The sequence below is a fragment of the Cupriavidus taiwanensis genome (genome assembly GCF_900250075.1).
In the GTDB taxonomy this organism is placed as follows: domain Bacteria; phylum Pseudomonadota; class Gammaproteobacteria; order Burkholderiales; family Burkholderiaceae; genus Cupriavidus; species Cupriavidus taiwanensis_C.
The window spans coordinates 2,688,453-2,707,761 of record NZ_LT977070.1; the positions used below are offsets into that span (position 1 = coordinate 2,688,453).

Sequence of the window (19,309 nt, forward strand, 5' to 3'; positions counted from 1 at the left end):
TCCCTCCATGCCGCGCAACGAGTGTGAAACCACGGGACCCGGCACTGTCGTGCCGACCCGCAGCTGCGAACACAAAAATCGGAGTGTAAGGGAATTCGGACGCACCCGTGGCGCGGCGGCCCGAATCCCCTCGGGATGGCAGGTGATCAGGCCACGCGCGAGGCGACCGTGACCTGCGGCTGGTCGAGCCCGAAACGCTCACGCACCGAGCGCTCGATGCCGGCCGCATCCAGGCCGCATTGCTGTAGCAGGTAGGCCGGGTCGCCATGGTCGACGAAGCGGTCGGGCAGGCCCAGCGTCAGCACCGGCTTGTCGATGCCGGCCTCGGCCAGGGCCTCGAGCACGGCGCTGCCGGCGCCGCCCATCACGCTGCCCTCTTCCACCGTCACCAGGTAGTCGTGGTCGGCGGCCAGGCGCTTGACCAGCGCGACGTCGAGCGGCTTGACGAAGCGCATGTCGGCCACGGTGGCGTCCAGCGCCTGCGCCGCGCCCAGCGCCGGCTGCACCATCGAGCCGAACGCCAGCATGCCGACGCGATGCCCGGCGCGCGCGCCGCCCTCGCGGCGCACCACGCCCTTGCCCACCGGCACCGGCGCCAGGTCGGCGGCGATCGCCGCGCCCGGGCCGGAGCCGCGCGGATAGCGCACGGCGGTCGGGCAGTCCTGCTGGAACGCCGTGGTCAGCAGCTGGCGGCACTCGTTTTCGTCGGACGGCGTCATCACCATCATGTTGGGGATGCAGCGCAGGTAGGCGATATCGTAGGCGCCCGCGTGGGTCGCGCCGTCGGCGCCGACCAGGCCGGCGCGGTCCAGCGCGAACACCACCGGCAGGTTCTGCAGCGCCACGTCGTGGATCAGCTGGTCGTAGCCGCGCTGCAGGAAGGTCGAGTAGATCGCCACCACCGGCTTCAGCCCTTCGCAGGCCAGGCCGCCGGCGAAGGTCACCGCATGCTGCTCGGCGATGCCGACGTCGTAGTAGCGCTCCGGGAAGCGCTGCTCGAACTCGACCATGCCCGAGCCCTCGCGCATTGCCGGGGTGATGCCGACCAGGCGCTTGTCGGCCGCGGCCATGTCGCACAGCCAGTCGCCGAACACCTGGGTGTAGGTCTTGCGCGCGGGCTTGGCGGCCGGGCGGATGCCTTCGGCCGGATTGAACTTGCCGGGGCCGTGGTACAGGATCGGGTCGGCCTCGGCCAGCTTGTAGCCCTGGCCCTTCTTGGTGACCACGTGCAGGAACTGCGGGCCGCCGCCTTCGAGCGCGCGCTCGCGGATATTCTGCAGCGTCGGCACCAGCGAATTCAGGTCGTGGCCGTCGATCGGGCCAATGTAGTTGAAGCCGAACTCCTCGAACAGCGTGGCCGGCACCATCATGCCCTTGGCATGTTCCTCGAAGCGCTTGGCGAACTCCAGCACCGGCGGCGCCACCGACAGCACCTTCTCGATGCCCTTCTTGGTGGCGGCGTAGAACTGGCCGCTCAGCAGCCGCGCCAGGTGCCGGTTGAGCGCGCCCACCGGCGGCGAGATCGACATGTCGTTGTCGTTGAGCACCACCAGCAGCGGCAGGTCCTTGTAGACGCCGGCGTTGTTCAGCGCCTCGAAGGCCATGCCCGCGGTCATCGCGCCGTCGCCGATCACCGCCACCGAGACCCGCTTCTGGCCCAGCGTGCGCGCGCCCAGCGCCATGCCCAGCGCGGCCGAGATCGAGGTCGACGAGTGCGCGGTGCCGAAGGTGTCGTATTCGCTCTCGCTGCGGCGCGGGAAGCCCGAGATGCCGCCCCACTGGCGCAGCGTGCGCATGCGCTCGCGGCGTCCGGTCAGGATCTTGTGCGGATAGCTCTGGTGGCCCACGTCCCACACCAGCCGGTCGTCGGGGGTGTTGAAGACATAGTGCAGCGCGATGGTCAGTTCGACCGTGCCCAGGTTGGACGACAGGTGGCCGCCGGTCTGCGAGACCGATTCCAGCACGTAGGCGCGCAGTTCGTCGGCCAGGGTCTGGAGCTCGCGCCGGTCGAGCTTGCGCAGGTCCGCGGGGGCGTCAATCTTGTTGAGGAGTGCGTAGGTCATGATGTCCGTTCGGCCGGCTCTAGTTTAATGCGTGCGCAGCACGATCAGGTCCGCCAGGTCGCGCAGGCGCGCGGCGCGCTCGCCGAAGCCGGCCAGCGCCTCGTACGCCTCGGCGCGCAGCGATCCGGCCAGTTCGCGGGCCGCGTCCAGCCCCAGCAGCGACACGTAGGTCGGCTTGTCGTGCGCGGCGTCCTTGCCGGCGGTCTTGCCCAGCGTCGCGGTATCGGCGGTGACGTCCAGAATATCGTCTACCACCTGGAACGCCAATCCCACCGCCGCCGCGTAGCGGTCCAGCGCGGCCAGGCCCTGAGCATCGATCTCGCCACACAGCGCGCCCATGCGCACGCTGGCGCGCAGCAGCGCGCCGGTCTTCATGCGGTGCATGGCCTCGAGCGCGTCGCGCGTCATGGCCCGGCCCACGTTCTGCAGGTCGATCGCCTGGCCGCCGGCCATGCCGGCCGAGCCCGACGCCCGCGCCAGCTCCGCCACCAGCTGCAGCCGCACCGCGGGCGCGATCGGCCCGGCTTCCGCCAGCACGATGAAGGCCTGGGTCTGCAGCGCATCGCCTACCAGCAGCGCGGTGGCCTCGTCATAGGCCTTGTGCACAGTGGGGCGGCCGCGGCGCAGGTCGTCGTCGTCCATGCACGGCATGTCGTCGTGGACCAGCGAATAGGCGTGGATCATCTCCACCGCGCAGGCAGCTGCGTCGCAGGCCGCCGGGGCCGCGCCGCTGACCTCGCCGGCGGCATGGACCAGCAGCGGGCGCACGCGCTTGCCGCCGCCCAGCGCAGCATAGCGCATCGCTTCGTGCAGCGTATGCGGCACCGTGCCGGCGTCGGGCAGCGCGGCCTGCAGGGCGGCCTCGGTGCGCACGCCCTGCGCCTGCATCCATTGTGCGAAGTCGCTCATGCCTCGTCCGTCCCCTGTGCTCCATTGGCACCGTTGCCTTCGCCCGCCAGCGGCCTGAGCGCGTCGCCCTCCAGTACCCGCACCTGCTGCTCGACCCGCTCCAGCTTCTGCTGGCAGTAGCGCACCAACTCGGCGCCGCGGCGGTACGCTGCCAGCGAGGCCTCGAGCGGCAGCTCGCCGCTTTCCATGCTGGCCACCAGCGTCTCCAGTTCGGCCATCGCCGCCTCGTAGGAGGCGGGCGGCGCCGAGGCGGCGTCGGCGGTGTTGTCGGTCTGGACCGGAGCGGTCGTCGTTTTTGGCATATCAGGCCCTGGAAGCTGGAACCGGGGGAAACCCGGATGGGGAAGCCCGGATTTTACGCCAAAGCGCGGGCCTGGCCCCATCTTGCAGGGGGATACCGTGCCCCGATCGGGTGCTTCCGATGCAGAAGTGACTTGTGCGCTCGGGTCGTCTTTCCGAATGCGGCCGCTACGGCACCCCGATGACGACCCGGGTCGACTTTTTCGCTAAAAAGGCAAAAAAATCAGTCCCTTAACTTTTTGGGTCGGGTACAATCTTTCGTTCGCCGCCAGGGGTTGCAAGCGCATCCCGCCGGGCGGCAGTCTTTCCCAAATCGATTCCATTTTCGATGGTTGGGTTGTTCACTGCTTTCACCTGTTCATCTGGGAGTGGGGATAATGTCCAATCTCAGCACCGCGCTCAACCTGGCGCCGGCTGATACGCAACTGCCCGTCGGCGTCTACTTCGACGAAGCGCTGCATCAACAAGAACTCGAACTGCTGTTCAGCAATGGCCCGGGCTATGTCGGCCATGAACTGATGGTCCCGGAAACCGGCGACTACCACACGCTCAAGGCCGAGGACGAAGGCCGCATGCTGGTGCGCAACGCCGCCGGCGTCGAGTTGATGTCCAACGTCTGCCGCCACCGCCAGGCCATCATGCTGAACGGCCGCGGCAACAAGCAGAACATCGTCTGCCCCCTGCACCGCTGGACCTACGACCTGAAGGGCGAACTGCTCGGCGCGCCGCATTTCGACCAGCAGCCCTGCCTGCACCTGAAGCGCTCGCCGCTGCAGAACTGGAACGGCCTGCTGTTCGAGGGCCCGCGCGACGTGCGCGCCGACCTGGCGCGGCTGGGCGTGGCGCAGGACCTGAACTTCGACGGCTACATGCTCGACCACGTCGAGGTGCACGAGTGCGACTACAACTGGAAGACCTTTATCGAGGTCTACCTCGAGGACTACCACGTGGTGCCGTTCCACCCGGGGCTGGGCAGCTTCGTCTCGTGCGACGACCTCAAGTGGGAGTTCGGCGAATGGCACAGCGTGCAGACCGTCGGCCTGCACGCCGGCCTGAAGCGCCCCGGCAGCCCGACGTACCAGAAATGGCATGACGCGGTGCTGCGCTTCAACAACGGCGTGCTGCCCAAGCACGGCGCGATCTGGCTGACCTACTACCCCAACATCATGGTGGAGTGGTACCCGAACGTGCTGGTGATCTCGACGCTGCACCCGATCGGCCCGCGCAAGACCCGCAACGTGGTGGAGTTCTATTACCCCGAGGAAATCGCGCTGTTCGAGCGCGAGTTCGTCGAGGCCGAGCGCGCCGCCTACATGGAAACCTGCATCGAGGACGACGAGATCGCCGAACGCATGGACGCCGGCCGGCTGGCGCTGCTCAAGCGCGGCACCAGCGAGGTCGGCCCGTACCAGTCGCCGATGGAAGACGGCATGCAGCACTTCCACGAGTGGTACCGCCGCGCCATGGCCTACGCGGGCTAGTGCGATCAGCGCACAACGCAAGCTGCAACGGACCGCCACGGCGGTCCGTTTTGCTTTGGCAGGCGATGTGCGCTGCTAGAATCATTGTCCGGCGCGATCGGCGCGAGGCCGCAGAGCCCCGCTCGCGCGCCGGCCTTCTCTCCTTCGCTCCTGCCAGCTTCACCGCGCCCTCGCCATGCAATCGCTCTGGATGCTGTTCGCCGCCTTCGCTTTTTCGCTGATGGGGGTTGGCGTCAAGCTGGCGTCCGACCTGTACACCACCGGCGAGATCGTGTTCTACCGCGGCCTGATCAGCGTGGTGATCATGTGGGTGCTGCTGTCCTCGCGCGGGGTCTCGGTGCGCACGCCGTACATGCTGTCGCATATCAAGCGCAGCGTGTTCGGCGTGACCTCGCTGATGCTGTGGTTCACCTCGATCTCGCTGCTGCCGCTGGCCACGGCGATGACGCTGAACTACATGTCGCCGGTGTGGATCGCGCTGATCCTGGGCGCCAGCGCGGCGCTGGCCGGCACCGGCGGCAACGCCGACCGCCGCCTGGTGCTGGCGATCCTGCTGTCGTTTGCCGGGGTGATCTGCCTGCTGCAGCCGTCGGTGGGCAAGGACCAGCTGACCGGCGGCCTGGTCGGGCTGATCTCGGGCATCTTCACCGCATTGGCCTATGTCGAGGTGCGCCAGCTCGGCCAGCTGGGCGAACCCGAAGGCCGCATCGTGTTCTATTTCTCGCTGGTCGGCATGATCGCCGGGCTGGTGTGGATGCTGCTGGGCGGCACCAGCCCGCATACCTGGTACGGCGCCGGCCTGCTGCTGGCGATCGGCATCCTGGCCACGCTGGGCCAGACCGCGATGACGCGCGCCTACAAGCGCGGCAACACCCTGCTGACCGCCAACCTGCAATACGCCGGCATCGTCTTCTCCAGCGTGTGGGGCATGCTGATCTGGTCCGACCGCCTGAACTGGCTGTCGTGGCTGGGCATGGGGCTGATCATCGCCAGCGGCATCGCCACCACGCTGATGCGCGCGCGCCAGGGCACCGACGCCAAGCCCACGCCCGCCACCCCGGTCAAGTCGCCGGAGGCGGAAGTGCACCCCGAGGTGTAGCATTCGGTAAGCCCGACCGCCCCGGATTTCTTTCTCCGCTCGCTACAGGATTCCCATGCAGAAACCGCTGATTTCCGTCACCGCACTGCAGTCTCTGCTGGCCGGCCCCGGCCGCTGCGTCGTCGTCGACTGCAGCTTCGACCTGGCCGACCCCGCCGCCGGCCGCGAGGCCTACCGCACCGGCCACCTGCCCGGCGCCTTCTACCTGCACCTGGACAACGAACTGTCCGGTCCCAAGACCGGCCGCAACGGCCGCCATCCGCTGCCGGACGCCGACGACCTGGTCGCGCGCCTGCAGGCGCTCGGCATCGACGACGACACCCCGGTGGTCGCCTACGACGCCCAGGGCGGCATGTTCGCCGCGCGGCTGTGGTGGCTGCTGCGCTGGATCGGCCACGATGCCGTGGCCGTGCTCGATGGCGGCAAGGACGCCTGGGTCAAGGCCGGCCTGCCGCTGGAGCACGATGCCGCGGCAGAGCCCGAGGTTCCGGGCACGATCCGCCGCGGCAAGTCGCTGGTGCCGACCGTCGATGCGGACGCACTGGTCGACAATCTCGGCCAGGGCCGGCTGCTGGTGGTCGATGCGCGCGCGCCCGACCGTTTCCGCGGCGAGAACGAGACCCTGGACCCGGTCGGCGGCCATATCCCGGGCGCGGTCAATCGGTTCTTCAAGGACAACCTGGACGCGGAAGGCCGCTTCAAGCCGGCCGCGACCCTGCGCGCCGAATTCGGCGCGGTGCTGGGCACGCACGCCGCCGCCCAGGCGGTGATGCAGTGCGGCTCGGGCGTCACGGCCTGCCACAACCTGCTGGCGCTGGAAGCCGCCGGCCTGGGCGGCGCGGCGCTGTATCCCGGATCGTGGAGCGAATGGTGCGCCGATCCGGCGCGCCCTGTTGCTACCGGGGCCACCGGGCCGGCCTGAGCCGCTAGCGTGACGACGCCACGGGCGCGGCGTGGCCGTGAGCGCCGTGGCTGTGGCTTTCGTGCACGCCGTTGGTGATGAAGACGATGGCCGAGATCCCCGCGGCCACCAGCACCACCTGGATCGCCGACTCGCGCCAGCGCGGCTTGCGCTGCATCTGCGGCATCAGGTCGCTGACGGCGATATAGATAAAGCTGCTGGCCGCGATCACCAGCACGTAGGGGATCCACCCGCCCAGCTGGTCGAGCAGGAAGTACCCCACCACCCCGCCGGCGATCGCCGCCAGGCTCGACACCAGGTTGAAGGCAAAGGCGCGCGCCTTGGAGAAGCCGGCGTTGAGCAGCACGATAAAGTCGCCCACCTCCTGCGGGATCTCGTGCGCCGCGATCGCCAGCGCGGTGACCACGCCGATATGCGGATCGGCCAGGAACGCCGCCGCGATCACGATGCCGTCGGCGAAGTTGTGGAAGGTGTCGCCGACCAGGATGGTCAGGCCGCTGCGGCCCGCTTCCTCGCGGTCATGGCCGTGGTGGTGGTGGTGCCCGTCGCCCTCGTGATGGTGCGAATGGCGCAGCAGCGACAGCTTTTCCAGCAGGAAGAAACCCAGCAGCCCGGCCAGCAAGGTGCCGAACAGCGCGCGCGGATCAGCGCCGGACTCGAACGCCTCGGGCAGCGAATGCAGCAGCGCGGTGGCCAGCAGCACGCCCACCGAGAAGCTCACCATGCGCTCGACCACGCGGGACGCCACCGTCAGCGACAGCAGCGCCGCCCCGAAGATGCTGCCCACGCCCGAAATCGTGGCGGCGAGCAGGATATACAAAAGCGTCGAATGGATGATGGGCTCCCGGGGTAGCGGTGCCGGGCGGCCCCGCCGTTCCGCCCGCATCGCGTCGGGCGGCAAACGCAACAATGTTGCAATAACTCAAAGGCCGCATTGTACGTATCCGCCGGGACTTTGCAATCCTGCCGTCGGCCGCCCCCACGGGCGGGGGCCGCGTGCCAGGTCAGGCGACGCCGTACTGCCGGAACCAGTCCAGGCACTTCTGCCAGCCGTCCCTGGCATCGGCTTCGCGGTAGCTGGGCCGGTAGTCCGCGTGGAAGGCGTGGCCGGACTCGGGATAGACGATAAAGCGCGAGCGCCTGGCGTCCGGGTCGGACGACGACGCCAGCGCGGCCTTCATCCGGTCCACCTGCTCCAGCGGGATGCCGGTGTCCTTGCCGCCGTACAGGCCGAGCACCGGCGCATGGAGCTGGCCGACCAGGTCGATGGGATTCTTCGGCTTGATCGGCGTCGGCTCGGGCGAGAGCTGGCCGTACCAGGCCACGCCGGCCTTCAGGCGCTGGCTGTGCGCGGCGTAGAGCCAGGTTATGCGGCCGCCCCAGCAGAACCCGGTGATGGCCAGGCGCGAGACGTCGCCGCCATTGGCGCCGGCCCAGGCCACGGCGGCGTCCAGGTCGCCCATCACCTGCGCATCGGGCACCTTGGCGATGATTTCGCGCTGCAACTCCTGGATGGTGCCGAAGCTCTCCGGATCGCCCTGGCGCGCGAACAGTTCCGGCGCGATCGCCAGATAACCCAGCTTGGCAAAGCGCCGGCACACGTCGGCGATATATTCGTGCACGCCGAAGATCTCGCTGACCACCAGCACCACCGGCAGGTTCTTCTTGCCTTCCGGCTGGGCGCGGTAGGCCGGCATGCTGAAGCCGCCCGACGGAATCGAGACCTCGCCCGCGTTCAGGCCGGCAAAGTCGGTCTTGATCGCCTGCTGGGCCATCACCGGCAGCGCCGCGGCGGCAAAGGCGGAACCCAGCGCGGTCTTGACGAAGCCGCGGCGGTCGAAGGTCTGGCCGGGGACCAGGCTGTCCACTTCTGGTTTGAGCATGCTTGTCTCCAGGATCGTTGGTGGCTGGGCCGCCACGCGGCGCCCGCGCCCGATTTTAAGCAGACATGGAGAAAACATGGCGGCGCAGGCCCCGCTGGCGCCCCCACCCACAAGCGGGGGGCCGGGCCATGCGTCAGTGCAGCTTGACGCGCGGACTGGTCTTGCTGCGCAGCCAGTGCGAGACGGTGTCCAGCGCCATCCCCACCGCGCCGTGCAGCGCCATCACGTGCATCCGGTACAGCGAGGTGTACATGAAGCGCGCCATCAGCCCTTCGATAAACATCGAGCCGCCGATCAGCCCGCCCATCAGGCTGCCCACCGCGCTGAAATGCCCCAGCGACACCAGCGAGCCGAAGTCCTTGAAAGCGAACTGCGGCAGCGGCCGCCCCGCCAGCCGCGCGCACAGCGCCTCGTAGAGGAAGGTGGCCTGCTGGTGCGCGGCCTGCGCGCGCGGCGGCACCGCGGTCTGCTTCTCCGGCCACGGGCAACTGGCGCAATCGCCGAAGGCGAAGATGTCCGGGTCGCCCTCGCTCTGCAGCGTCGGGCCGACCACGACCTGGCCCTGGCGGCTGACCGGCAGGCCCAGGCCGGCCAGCACCGCGGGCGCGGTGATGCCGGCCGCCCACACCGTCAGGTCGGCGTCGATGGTCTTGCCGCTGGCGGTCAGCACGGCCTGCGGCGTGACTTCGGTCACGCGTTCGCTGGTGAAGACGTCGACATCCAGCTTCCTGAGCAGCTTGGCGGTCTCGGCCGAGACCCGCTCGGACAGCGCCGGCAGGATGCGCGGACCGGCCTCGATCACATGAATGCGCACGTCGCGGCGCGGATCGAGCCGGTGCAGGCCATAGGCGCTGAGCACGTGCGCGGTGTTGCGCAGCTCCGCCGACAGCTCCACGCCGGTGGCGCCGGCGCCGATGATGGCCACGTCCACGCGCGGACGGCCGTCCTCGCCGACGCGGCCGCGCCCGTTCTGGGCACGCACGCAGGCCGCGATCAGCCGCTTGCGGAAGCGCTCGGCCTGGGCCACGGTGTCCAGCGCGATGGCATGCTCGGCGGCGCCCGGCACGCCGAAGAAATGCGTGACGCAGCCGATCGCCAGCACCAGCGTGTCATACGGCAGTTCGCGCGCGGGCAGCAGCTCGGCGCCGTCCTGGTCGACGCAGGCCGACACCGAAATGGTCTTGCGGCTGCGGTCGATGCCGGTCAGCTCGCCCTGCTGGAACTCGAAATGATGCCAGCGCGCCTGCGCCGCGTATTCCAGCTGGTGGGTGTTGGGATCCATGCTGCCGGCGGCGACTTCATGCAGCAGCGGTTTCCAGATATGGGTGGGCAGGCGGTCCACCAGCACCACCTGCGCCGCGCCCTTGCGGCCGAGCTTGTCGCCCAGCTTCGTTACCAGTTCCAGCCCCCCTGCTCCGCCGCCGACGACGACGATGCGGTGCGTCCTTGTTTCTGTCATGGTCTACCTGCTGCGTTTTTGTAAATTCTTTGCCGGAGGCGCTTGCCGAGGCGTTTGCCACAGTCTGCTGCATTGCAGCATGGCTGGCAAGCGGGGCACGCTGACTCAGCAGTCGCTTCATTCGATACCACCACGCAGGGGCAGGGAGCCGGCCGGGCGCCGGCTCGCCAGGGGGCCAGTGCAGCCTCAGTGCGCTTCTTCCCAGTTGGCGCCGCTGCCGACTTCGGCCACCAGCGGCACGCGCAGCTCGGCCACCGTGCACATCAGTTCGGGCAAGCGCGCCTTGACCAGTTCCAGCTCGTGCTCGGGCACTTCCAGCACCAGTTCATCGTGCACCTGCATGATCTGGCGCGTCTGCAGACTGTCGCGCTCCAGCCAGTCCTGCACCGCGATCATCGACAGCTTGATCAGGTCGGCCGCGGTGCCCTGCATCGGCGCGTTGATGGCGGCGCGCTCGGCGGCCTGGCGGCGCGGGCCGCTGCCACCGTTGATGTCGGGCAGCCACAGCCGCCGGCCGAACACGGTCTCGACATAGCCCTGCTCGCGGGCGGTCTGCCGGGTTTCTTCCATGTAGTGGGCCACGCCTGGATAGCGCATGAAGTAGCGGTCGATGTAGTGCTTGGCGGCCTCGCGCTCGATGCCCAGGTTGCTGGCCAGCCCGAACGCGCTCATGCCGTAGATCAGGCCGAAGTTGATGACCTTGGCGTAGCGGCGCTGCTCGCTGCTGACGGCCTCGCGCTCGACGCCGAAGATCTCGGCGGCGGTGGCGCGGTGGATGTCCTCGCCGTTGGCAAAGGCGCGCAGCAGGTTCTCGTCGCCCGAGATATGGGCCATGATGCGCAGCTCGATCTGCGAATAGTCGGCCGACACGATCACGCTGCCCGGCTCGGCGATAAAGGCCTCGCGGATGCGGCGGCCTTCCTCGGTGCGCACCGGGATGTTCTGCAGGTTGGGCTCGGTCGACGCCAGCCGCCCGGTCACCGCGGTGGCCTGGCCGTAGCTGGTGTGCACGCGCCCGGTCCGCGGGTTGACCATCTTCGGCAGCTTGTCGGTATAGGTGGACTTGAGCTTGGACAGGCCGCGGTAGTCCAGCAGCAGCTTGGGCAGCGGGTAGTCCTCGGCCAGCTTCTGCAGCACCTCTTCGTCGGTCGAGGGCGCGCCGCTGGCGGTCTTCTTCACCACCGGCAGCTTCATCTGGTTGAACAGGATCTCGCCGATCTGCTTGGGCGAGCCCAGGTTGAACGGCTGCCCGGCGGCCTCGTAGGCCGACTGCTCCAGCGCCAGCATGCGCTGGCCCAGCTCGGCGCTCTGCGCGGCCAGGCGTTCGGCGTCGATCAGCACGCCGTTGCGCTCGACCTTCTGCAGCACCACCGAGACCGGCATCTCGATCTCTTCATATACCCGGCGCAGCCCGGCCGCGGCCTCCACTTGCGGGAACATCCGGCGATGCAGGCGCAGCGTCACGTCGGCATCCTCGGCGGCGTACTCGGTGGCGCGCGCCAGGTCGATCTGGTCGAAGCCGATCTGGCTCGCGCCCTTGCCGCACACCTCTTCATAGGTGATGGTCTTCAGGCTCAGCAGGCGCTCGGCCAGGCTGTCCATGCCATGGTTGCGGTGCGAGGCCAGCACGTAGCTCTGCAGCATGGTGTCGTGTGCAATGTTGCGCAGCTTGATGCCGTGGTTGGCGAACACATGGACGTCGTACTTCAGGTTCTGGCCGAGCTTGGGGCGGCTGGCGTCTTCCAGCCAGGCACGCATGCGTTCCAGCACGAACTCGCGTGCAAGCTGGCCGTGCTCGGGCAGGCCGGCCACGTCGGGGCCGCGGTGCGCCACCGGGATATAGCAGGCCTCGCCCGGCGCCGCCGACAGCGAGATGCCGACCAGCTGCGCCTGCATCGGATCGAGCGAGGTGGTCTCGGTATCGATCGCCACCAGCGGCGCCGATTCGATACGCCGCAGCCAGTCTTCCAGCATGCCCGCGGTGGTGACGGTCTCGTAGCGGATCTCGGTGGGCGCCGCGTCCTCGGCCGGCGCCGCGCCGGCCTCGGCCGACGGTGCGGGCGCATCGAACAGGCCACCCTGCGCGGGCGCGCTGGCCGCGGCGCGGGCACGGGCCTGGGCGCGCGCGTCGGGCAGGCTTTCACCGGTGGCTTCGCGCAGCCAGGTCTTGAAGCCATAGCGCTGGAAGAACGCCACCAGCTGTTCCTTGTCCTCGCCGGTCTCGCGCAGCGCGTGGAAGTCCGCGACCGACTTGCTCAGGTCGCAGTCGGTCTTGACCGTCACCAGCCGGCGCGCCATCGGCAGCCATTCCAGCGTGTTGCGCAGGTTCTCGCCCACCACGCCCTTGATGCCGGGCGCGGCCGCGATCACGCCGTCGAGCGAGCCATGCTCGGCCAGCCATTTGACCGCGGTCTTGGGGCCGACCTTGGGCACGCCGGGCACGTTGTCAACGGCATCGCCAATGAGCGACAGATAGTCGATGATGCGCTCCGGCGGCACGCCGAACTTGGCCACCACGCCGGGAGGATCGAGCACCTCGCCGCTCATGGTATTGACCAGCGTGACCTGCTCGTTGACCAGCTGCGCCAGGTCCTTGTCGCCGGTGGACACCACCGTGCGCACGCCCTGCTCCATGGCCTGGCGCGACAATGTGCCGATCACGTCGTCGGCCTCGACGCCGTCGACCACCACGATCGGCCAGCCCAGCGCGCGCACGGCCTCGTGGATCGGCTCGATCTGGCGCGCCAGGTCTTCCGGCATCGACGGGCGGTGCTCCTTGTAGGCCGGGTACAGGTCGTCGCGGAAAGTCTTGCCCTTCGCGTCGAACACGCAGGCGCTATACTCTGCCGGGTAGTCGTTGCGCAACTTGCGCAGCATGTTGATCATGCCGTAGATTGCCCCTGTGGGCAGACCCTCCCCATTCCTCAGGTCCGGCAAAGCGTGATAAGCGCGATACAGATAGCTCGATCCATCGACGAGCAAGAGTGTTTTTGGACTATCCGACATTCCCATGGACTCAAAATTGACTGGTGCCGCTGCAGGCGGTGCCTCGACCGCCCCCCTTGCTGACCCGGACGTTGCTGATATCTCCGGCGATACCGTACAACCCCCGCCGGAAGCTGCCTCCGAGCACGCCGCGGCCATTGCCGCGGCCGCCGATGCTGCTGCCGCGGGTCATCCGCCTGAAGTTGCTGCTGAAAAGGCTGCTGCGGCGGCGGCGCGCGCCAATCCGCGCAAGATGATCCCCAGCCTGCGTGCGCTGGCCGACGAAGACCGCGCGACCGCTAAGAAGGCGCGCGCCTCGTGGCAAATGTTCACGATTATGGCAGAGTTCATCGAGGCCACCGAGTACCTGTCCGAGATCCGCCCGGCGGTGTCGATCTACGGCAGCGCGCGCCTGCGCGAGGACTCGCCCTACTACCAGCGCACCATCGAGATCGCGCGGCTGTTCTCCGACGCCGGCTTTGCCGTGATCTCCGGCGGCGGCCCCGGCATCATGGAAGCGGCCAACAAGGGCGCGCACGCCGGCAAGTCCGCCAGCGTCGGCCTGAACATCGAACTGCCGCACGAGCAGCAGGGCAATCCGTACCAGGACATTGCCATGCGCTTCCGCCACTTCTTCACCCGCAAGGTCACCTTCGTCAAGAATTCCGACGCCTTTATCGTGATGCCGGGCGGTTTCGGCACGCTCGACGAGCTGGCCGAGGTGCTGACGCTGGTGCAGACCGGCAAGTCGCGCTCGGTGCCGGTGATCATGTTCGGCAGCCGCTTCTGGAAGGGCCTGCTGGACTGGTTCCGCTTCACGCTGCTGCCGATGGGCCTGATCGCCGAGCACGACCTGGACCTGATGAAGATCGTCGACGAGCCGCACGAAGTGCTGGAAGCGGTCTACGACTATTACGAACAGCGCGGCGGCGACAAGCCGATCCCGCCGAAGGAAGAGATGTTCTACCTGTAAGGCCGGGATCCGGGGACGCCGCGGCACTGCGCCACGCATGCGCCACCCGGCGCCGTGGCGCAGGTGCCCCCCGGGGCACGGGTGCGGCCTGTGGGGGGCAGGAATTGCTAGAATGGAACCTGTCCGTCTGCCAAGCCCGGCGCCGCCGGGTTGCAGACCAACCGCCGCATGCCGCGGCGCTGCGTGCCGTTTGCGCCGCAGCCCGCACAGGAGCATCTGATGACCTCCCCTTCTCCCGTCCGCCCGGTCCGGTCCACGCGCGCCGCCGCCGTGGCCGGCGAGCCTGAATCGCCTGCCAGGCGGTCCGTGTCCGGCCTGGCCGCGGCCGCGGCCGCCGCACTGGCGCTGGCGTCCGGCTGGGCCGTCGCGCAGGAAAGCAATGCGCTGACCCAGCAGGAACTGAACCAGATCAACAACCAGCCGATCGCCCCGGCCGCCAGGTCGCAGTTGAACCAGCCGCGCGAGCCGAGCTTCCAGCTGAACGAACGCGATGGCACCCAGGTGCGCGAGTACCGCGACAAGGGACGCGCCACCGACATCCAGGTCAGGTCGGGCTTCGGCACCAGGTACGAGATGAGCAAGCCGGAAGACAGCTCGCCCAAGATCCGCGAGCACGACGTCAACCGCGTGCCGTCGGTCAACCTGAAGTTCTGAACCCGCTTGCCCACGGCCTGGCCTGAGCGCCAGGCCGCGCCGGCCCTCCGGCAGTCATGCCGCGGCGGCGGCCCGGACTTTGTCCGCAACTGGCGCCGCCGCTTTCCGATTCGCTTCACACAACAAGTATGGCCGTATTCACCACGGTCTCGCAGGACGAGATCGCACGCTGGCTGCTGGATTTCGACCTTGGCGAAGTGCGCGACCTGCGCGGCATCGCCTCGGGCATCGAGAACAGCAATTTTTTCCTCACCATGGAGCACGAGGGCCAGACGCGCCAGTACGTGCTGACCATCTTCGAGCGGCTGTCGTTCGCGCAGTTGCCCTATTACCTGCACCTGATGGCGCATCTGGCCGAGCGCGGCATCCGCGTGCCCGCGCCGATCCCGGCGCGCGACGGCGAGATCCTGCGCCCGCTCAAGGGCAAGCCCGCCACCATCGTCACGCGCCTGCCCGGGGCGTCGCAGCTGGCCCCCGACGCGCAGCACTGCGCCGAGGTCGGCGACATGCTGGCGCGCATGCACCTGGCCGGCGCCGACTACCCGCGCCGCCAGCCCAACCTGCGCAGCCTGCCATGGTGGCAGCAGACCGAGCGCGAGATCCTGCCCTTCCTCGATGCCGGCCAGCGCGCGCTGCTGCAACGGGAAATCGCCCACCAGGCAGCGTTCTTCGCCAGCGCGGCGTACGCCAGCCTGGGCGAAGGCCCGTGTCACTGCGACCTGTTCCGCGACAACGCGCTGTTCGAGGAAGACCCCAGCGGCCGCCACCGGCTGGGCGGCTTCTTCGATTTCTACTTCGCCGGCAACGACAAGTGGCTGTTCGACCTGGCGGTCACCGTCAACGACTGGTGCATCGACCTCGCCAGCGGCGAACTCGACCCCGCGCGCGCGCAGGCGCTGCTGCGGGCTTATCATGCGGTCAGGCCGCTGACCGGGACCGAGGCCGCGCACTGGCAGGACATGCTGCGCGCGGGCGCGTTGCGCTTCTGGGTGTCGCGACTGTGGGACTTCTACCTGCCGCGCGAGGCCGACATGCTGCAGCCGCACGATCCGACCCATTTCGAACGCATCCTGCGCCGGCGCCTGGACGCACAACCCGCGAACCCCGAGAGCGCCCCGCTCCCCTGGATCTGACCCGTATGCAACTACTGGAAGTCCCTGCCAAGGAAGGCTACACCTGGTTCCGCCAGGGCATCTGGCTGTTCCGCAAGAACCCGCTGACCTTCCTGATGCTGCTGTTCGTTTACCTGATCGCTGCGCAGCTTGCCATCGTGGTGCCGCTGATCGGCATCATCGCGCTGCTGGTGGTCACCCCGGGCCTGTCGGTCGGCGTGATGACCGCCTGCCGCGACGTAATCCAGAACAAGCGGGTGCTGCCCACCGTGCTGCTGGCGGGCTTCCGCGCCAACGGCAAGGAAGCCACGCGCAACCTGCTGGTGCTGGGCGGCATCTACGCCGGGCTGGTCTTCATACTGGGGCTGATCGCCGGCGCGGTGGTCGACATGAGCGCGCTGGTGCCGATCGTGCTGAAGGAAGAAGCGCCGACCGCCGAGGCGGTGCGCCAGCTGTACTACGCCATGCTGATCGGCGCGCTGCTGTACACCCCGATCGCGATGATGTTCTGGTTCGCACCGCTGCTGGCCGCCTGGCACGGCGTGCCGCCGGTCAAGGCGCTGTTCTTCAGCTGGACCGCGTGCTGGCGCAACCGCGGCGCGTTCTTCACCTACGCGGTGCTGTTCGCGATGCTGCTGGTGGCGATCCCGTTCTTCCTGGAGGCGGTGTTCAGCGCCTTCGGCGCCGAGACGGTGCTGTCGTTCCTGGTCACGCCGTATTCGCTGCTGATGCTGGCGATCTTGTACTGCTCGTTCTATGCGACGTACCGCGGCTGCTTCAACGTGACCCCGCCGGGGGTAGAGCCGGCTGCGCCGGCCACGCCGGGGGCCTGACCACAAGCGCTTGCTACCCGATGGTTTGCTCCCTCTCCCGCTTGCGGGAGAGGGAGCAAACCAGCATGACGCGAGACGGCGCTCGCTACCTCAATCGATCGCGTCCAGCTTCGCCACCGCCAGCGCCAGCCACTTGGCGCCATGCCGCTTGAAGTTGATATTGGCGCGCGCATCGGCGCCCTCGCCTTCCAGCGCGGTGATCACGCCTTCGCCGAACTTGTTGTGGAACACCGACTGGCCGACGCGGAACCCGCTACCGGCTTCGCGTTTGGCATCGGCATAGCCGTTGCCGTTGTCCATGCCGCCGGTGGGCCGGGTGCCGGTATAGGGCACGTCCTCGGGCTTGCGGAACCAGTCGCGGCCCCAGGCATTGTCGCGTTCCTGGCGGCGCACGCCGCCGTAGCTCTGCGCCGGCGGGGTCAGCCACTTGAGCGAGGTCTCGGGCAGTTCCTCGAAGAAGCGCGAGCGCACGTGGTAGCGGGTCTGGCCGTGCAGCATGCGGCTTTGCGCGAACGACATGTAGAGGCGCTTGCGCGCGCGCGTGATCGCCACGTACATCAGCCGGCGCTCTTCCTCCAGGCCGTCGGGATCCATCATGCTGTTCTCGTGCGGGAACAGTCCTTCCTCCAGCCCGCTGATGAAGACCACGTCGAACTCCAGGCCCTTGGCTGCGTGCACGGTCATCATCTGCACCGCGTCCTGGCCGGCCTGGGCCTGGTTGTCGCCGGCCTCGAGCGAGGCGTGGGTCAGGAACGCAACCAGCGGCGTCATCACCACCGGCAGCGCTTCGGGATCGAGCAGCTGCTGGGACTGGTCGCCGTCGGCCAGCACCGGCGTGGCGGGCCCGCGCTCGGCCGGTATCACCGCGGCCAGCGCTTCCAGGCCGTAGCCTTCCTCGACCACGAAGGCCTGCGCCGCGGTCACCAGTTCCTGCAAGTTCTCGATGCGGTCCTGGCCTTCCTTCTCGCCCTGGTAATGCGTGATCAGGCCGCTGTGGTTGATCACGTATTCGACGGTCTCGGCCAGCGTCAGGCGGCGCGTGTCCGCGCGCATCTGGTCGATCAGCCGCGTGAACGCGGCCAGCTTGCTGCCGGCCGCGCCGGGCACGTAGGCCACCGCCTCGGCCAGCGCGCAGTCATACTGGCGCGCCATGTCCTGCAGCACTTCCAGCGAGCGCGCGCCAATGCCGCGCGCCGGGAAGTTGACTACCCGGCCGAAGGCGGCGTCGTTGCGCGGGTTCTCCAGCAGTTGCAGGTAGGCCAGCGCGTGCTTGATTTCGGCGCGCTCGAAGAAGCGCAGGCCGCCATACACGCGGTACGGAATGCCGGCCGAGAACAGCGCGTGCTCGATCACGCGCGACTGCGCGTTGCTGCGGTACAGGATCGCGATCTCGGCGCGGCTCGCGCCCTGCGCGATCTGGTCGCGGATCTCCTCGATGATCCAGGCGGCTTCCTGCCCGTCGGAGCCGCCCTGGAACACGCGCACCGGCTCGCCGTGGCCGGCGTCGGTGCGCAGGTTCTTGCCGAGGCGACGCGCGTTGTGCGAGATCAGGTGGTTGGCCGAATCCAGGATATGCCCGTGCGAGCGGTAGTTCTGCTCCAGCTTGATCATCCGGCGCACGCGGAACTCATGCTCGAAGTCGCGCATGTTGCCGACATTGGCGCCGCGGAAGGCGTAGATGCTCTGGTCGTCGTCACCCACGGCAAAGACCGCGGCGGGGTTCTGCGTGCCGTGGCCGGCCAGCAGCTTGAGCCACTGGTACTGCAGCACGTTGGTGTCCTGGAACTCGTCGACCAGCACGTGGCGGAAGCGGTGCTGGTAGTGCTGCCGGATGGCGTCGTTGTAGCGCAGCAGCTCGTAGCAGCGCAGCAGCAGCTCGGCGAAGTCGACCACGCCCTCGCGCTGGCATTGCATGTCGTAGGCGGCGTAGAGGTCGACGAAGCGCTTGTTGAAGTCGTCGTTGGCCTCGACGTCGGCCGGGCGCAGGCCCTGCTCCTTGGCGTTGTTGATGAAGTACTGCAGGTTCTTGGCCGGGTACTTCTCGTCGTCAACGTTGAGCGACTTGAGCAGACGCTTGAGCGCCGAGAGCTGGTCCTGGCTGTCCAGGATGGCGAAGGTCTGGGGCAGCCCGGCGTCGCGGAAATGCGCGCGCAGCATGCGGTTGCACAGGCCGTGGAAGGTGCCGATCCACATGCCGCGGGTGTTGATCGGCAGCATCGACGCCAGCCGGGTCTGCATTTCCTTGGCGGCCTTGTTGGTGAAGGTCACCGCCAGGATGCCCGCCGGCGAGACATGGCCATTCTGGATCAGCCAGGCAATGCGCGTGGTCAGCACGCGCGTCTTGCCGCTGCCCGCGCCCGCCAGGATCAGCGCCGGTTCGTCGGGCAGGGTGACGGCGGCTAGTTGTTCGGCGTTCAGGTTGGCAAGCAGGTCGGGCATCGGAAAGGCCTAATGGAATCGCCCGCAATTATACCGGGGGCCCCTGTTGCATGAATCACATCCGGCCCCGCCGCCAGGGCGCGCGCACGGGTCGCGGACCGGCCGCCGCCGGCCACGAAATAGGCACCACGCGCCCGCCCCCGTATAATTTGTGGTTTCACTGGCGCCAGGCCGGCCATCGCAGGCCGCCAGCGACC

General features: G+C 68.4%; 15 protein-coding genes. 7 read left to right on the plus strand and 8 right to left on the minus strand.

All coding sequences use genetic code 11. The features are described 5' to 3' along the window. Positions 1–146 precede the first annotated feature (146 nt). The 3 genes from dxs to CBM2588_RS12470 are packed head-to-tail and all read right to left on the minus strand — an operon-like array spanning position 147 to position 3,274. On the minus strand, positions 147–2,063 hold the full coding sequence (gene dxs, locus CBM2588_RS12460; RefSeq protein WP_115680757.1) for a 1-deoxy-D-xylulose-5-phosphate synthase: 1,917 nt from the start codon (positions 2,061–2,063) through the stop codon (positions 147–149). Positions 2,064–2,087: 24 nt separating this feature from the next. After that, on the minus strand, positions 2,088–2,972 hold the full coding sequence (locus CBM2588_RS12465) for a polyprenyl synthetase family protein (protein WP_092307059.1): 885 nt from the start codon (positions 2,970–2,972) through the stop codon (positions 2,088–2,090). Continuing rightward, positions 2,969–3,274, minus strand: a complete 306-nt coding sequence (locus CBM2588_RS12470) for an exodeoxyribonuclease VII small subunit (protein WP_115661532.1) — start codon at positions 3,272–3,274, stop codon at positions 2,969–2,971. The genes CBM2588_RS12465 and CBM2588_RS12470 overlap by 4 nt, the downstream gene beginning before the upstream one ends. Positions 3,275–3,649: 375 nt before the next feature. Between CBM2588_RS12470 and CBM2588_RS12475 the strand changes: the two genes are divergently transcribed. From CBM2588_RS12475 to CBM2588_RS12485, 3 genes are all read left to right on the plus strand, one after another. Continuing rightward, positions 3,650–4,753 (plus strand): aromatic ring-hydroxylating oxygenase subunit alpha, encoded by a 1,104-nt coding sequence (locus tag CBM2588_RS12475; protein WP_115680758.1) that lies wholly within the window; start codon positions 3,650–3,652, stop codon positions 4,751–4,753. 175 nt (positions 4,754–4,928) lie between these two features. Then, positions 4,929–5,852: a DMT family transporter gene (locus CBM2588_RS12480; protein ID WP_062801305.1), complete on the plus strand. Its 924-nt coding sequence runs from the start codon at positions 4,929–4,931 to the stop codon at positions 5,850–5,852. Between the two features lie 55 nt (positions 5,853–5,907). Continuing rightward, positions 5,908–6,774, plus strand: coding sequence for a sulfurtransferase (locus CBM2588_RS12485; protein ID WP_115680759.1), 867 nt, complete (start codon positions 5,908–5,910; stop codon positions 6,772–6,774). 4 nt (positions 6,775–6,778) lie between these two features. Here the strand turns inward: CBM2588_RS12485 and CBM2588_RS12490 are convergent, their stop codons facing one another. The 4 genes from CBM2588_RS12490 to polA form a co-directional block, all read right to left on the minus strand. Next, a complete protein-coding gene (locus CBM2588_RS12490) occupies positions 6,779–7,660 on the minus strand; it encodes a ZIP family metal transporter (protein ID WP_115680760.1) in 882 nt (293 codons plus the stop codon). 118 nt (positions 7,661–7,778) lie between these two features. Further along, positions 7,779–8,657 (minus strand): dienelactone hydrolase family protein, encoded by an 879-nt coding sequence (locus CBM2588_RS12495; RefSeq protein WP_115680761.1) that lies wholly within the window; start codon positions 8,655–8,657, stop codon positions 7,779–7,781. Positions 8,658–8,790: 133 nt separating this feature from the next. Beyond that, positions 8,791–10,116 (minus strand): NAD(P)/FAD-dependent oxidoreductase, encoded by a 1,326-nt coding sequence (locus CBM2588_RS12500; protein WP_115680762.1) that lies wholly within the window; start codon positions 10,114–10,116, stop codon positions 8,791–8,793. Between the two features lie 186 nt (positions 10,117–10,302). After that, entirely contained in the window at positions 10,303–13,122 is a 2,820-nt protein-coding gene (polA, locus tag CBM2588_RS12505) for a DNA polymerase I (RefSeq protein ID WP_115680763.1), read from the minus strand. A 4-nt stretch (positions 13,123–13,126) separates the two neighbouring features. Here polA and CBM2588_RS12510 point away from each other — a divergent pair, with 4 nt between their 5' ends. From CBM2588_RS12510 to CBM2588_RS12525, 4 genes are all read left to right on the plus strand, one after another. Beyond that, a complete protein-coding gene (locus tag CBM2588_RS12510; protein WP_231942137.1) occupies positions 13,127–14,074 on the plus strand; it encodes a TIGR00730 family Rossman fold protein in 948 nt (315 codons plus the stop codon). Between the two features lie 219 nt (positions 14,075–14,293). Further along, a complete protein-coding gene (locus CBM2588_RS12515; protein ID WP_115681483.1) occupies positions 14,294–14,728 on the plus strand; it encodes a hypothetical protein in 435 nt (144 codons plus the stop codon). A gap of 128 nt (positions 14,729–14,856) precedes the next feature. Continuing rightward, positions 14,857–15,861: a homoserine kinase gene (locus tag CBM2588_RS12520; RefSeq protein WP_115680764.1), complete on the plus strand. Its 1,005-nt coding sequence runs from the start codon at positions 14,857–14,859 to the stop codon at positions 15,859–15,861. Positions 15,862–15,866: 5 nt separating this feature from the next. Continuing rightward, positions 15,867–16,673, plus strand: a complete 807-nt coding sequence (locus CBM2588_RS12525) for a BPSS1780 family membrane protein (RefSeq protein WP_092307039.1) — start codon at positions 15,867–15,869, stop codon at positions 16,671–16,673. Positions 16,674–16,763: 90 nt separating this feature from the next. Here CBM2588_RS12525 and CBM2588_RS12530 read toward each other — a convergent pair whose 3' ends face one another. Further along, a complete protein-coding gene (locus tag CBM2588_RS12530) occupies positions 16,764–19,112 on the minus strand; it encodes a UvrD-helicase domain-containing protein (RefSeq protein WP_115680765.1) in 2,349 nt (782 codons plus the stop codon). Between the last annotated feature and the right edge of the window lie 197 nt (positions 19,113–19,309).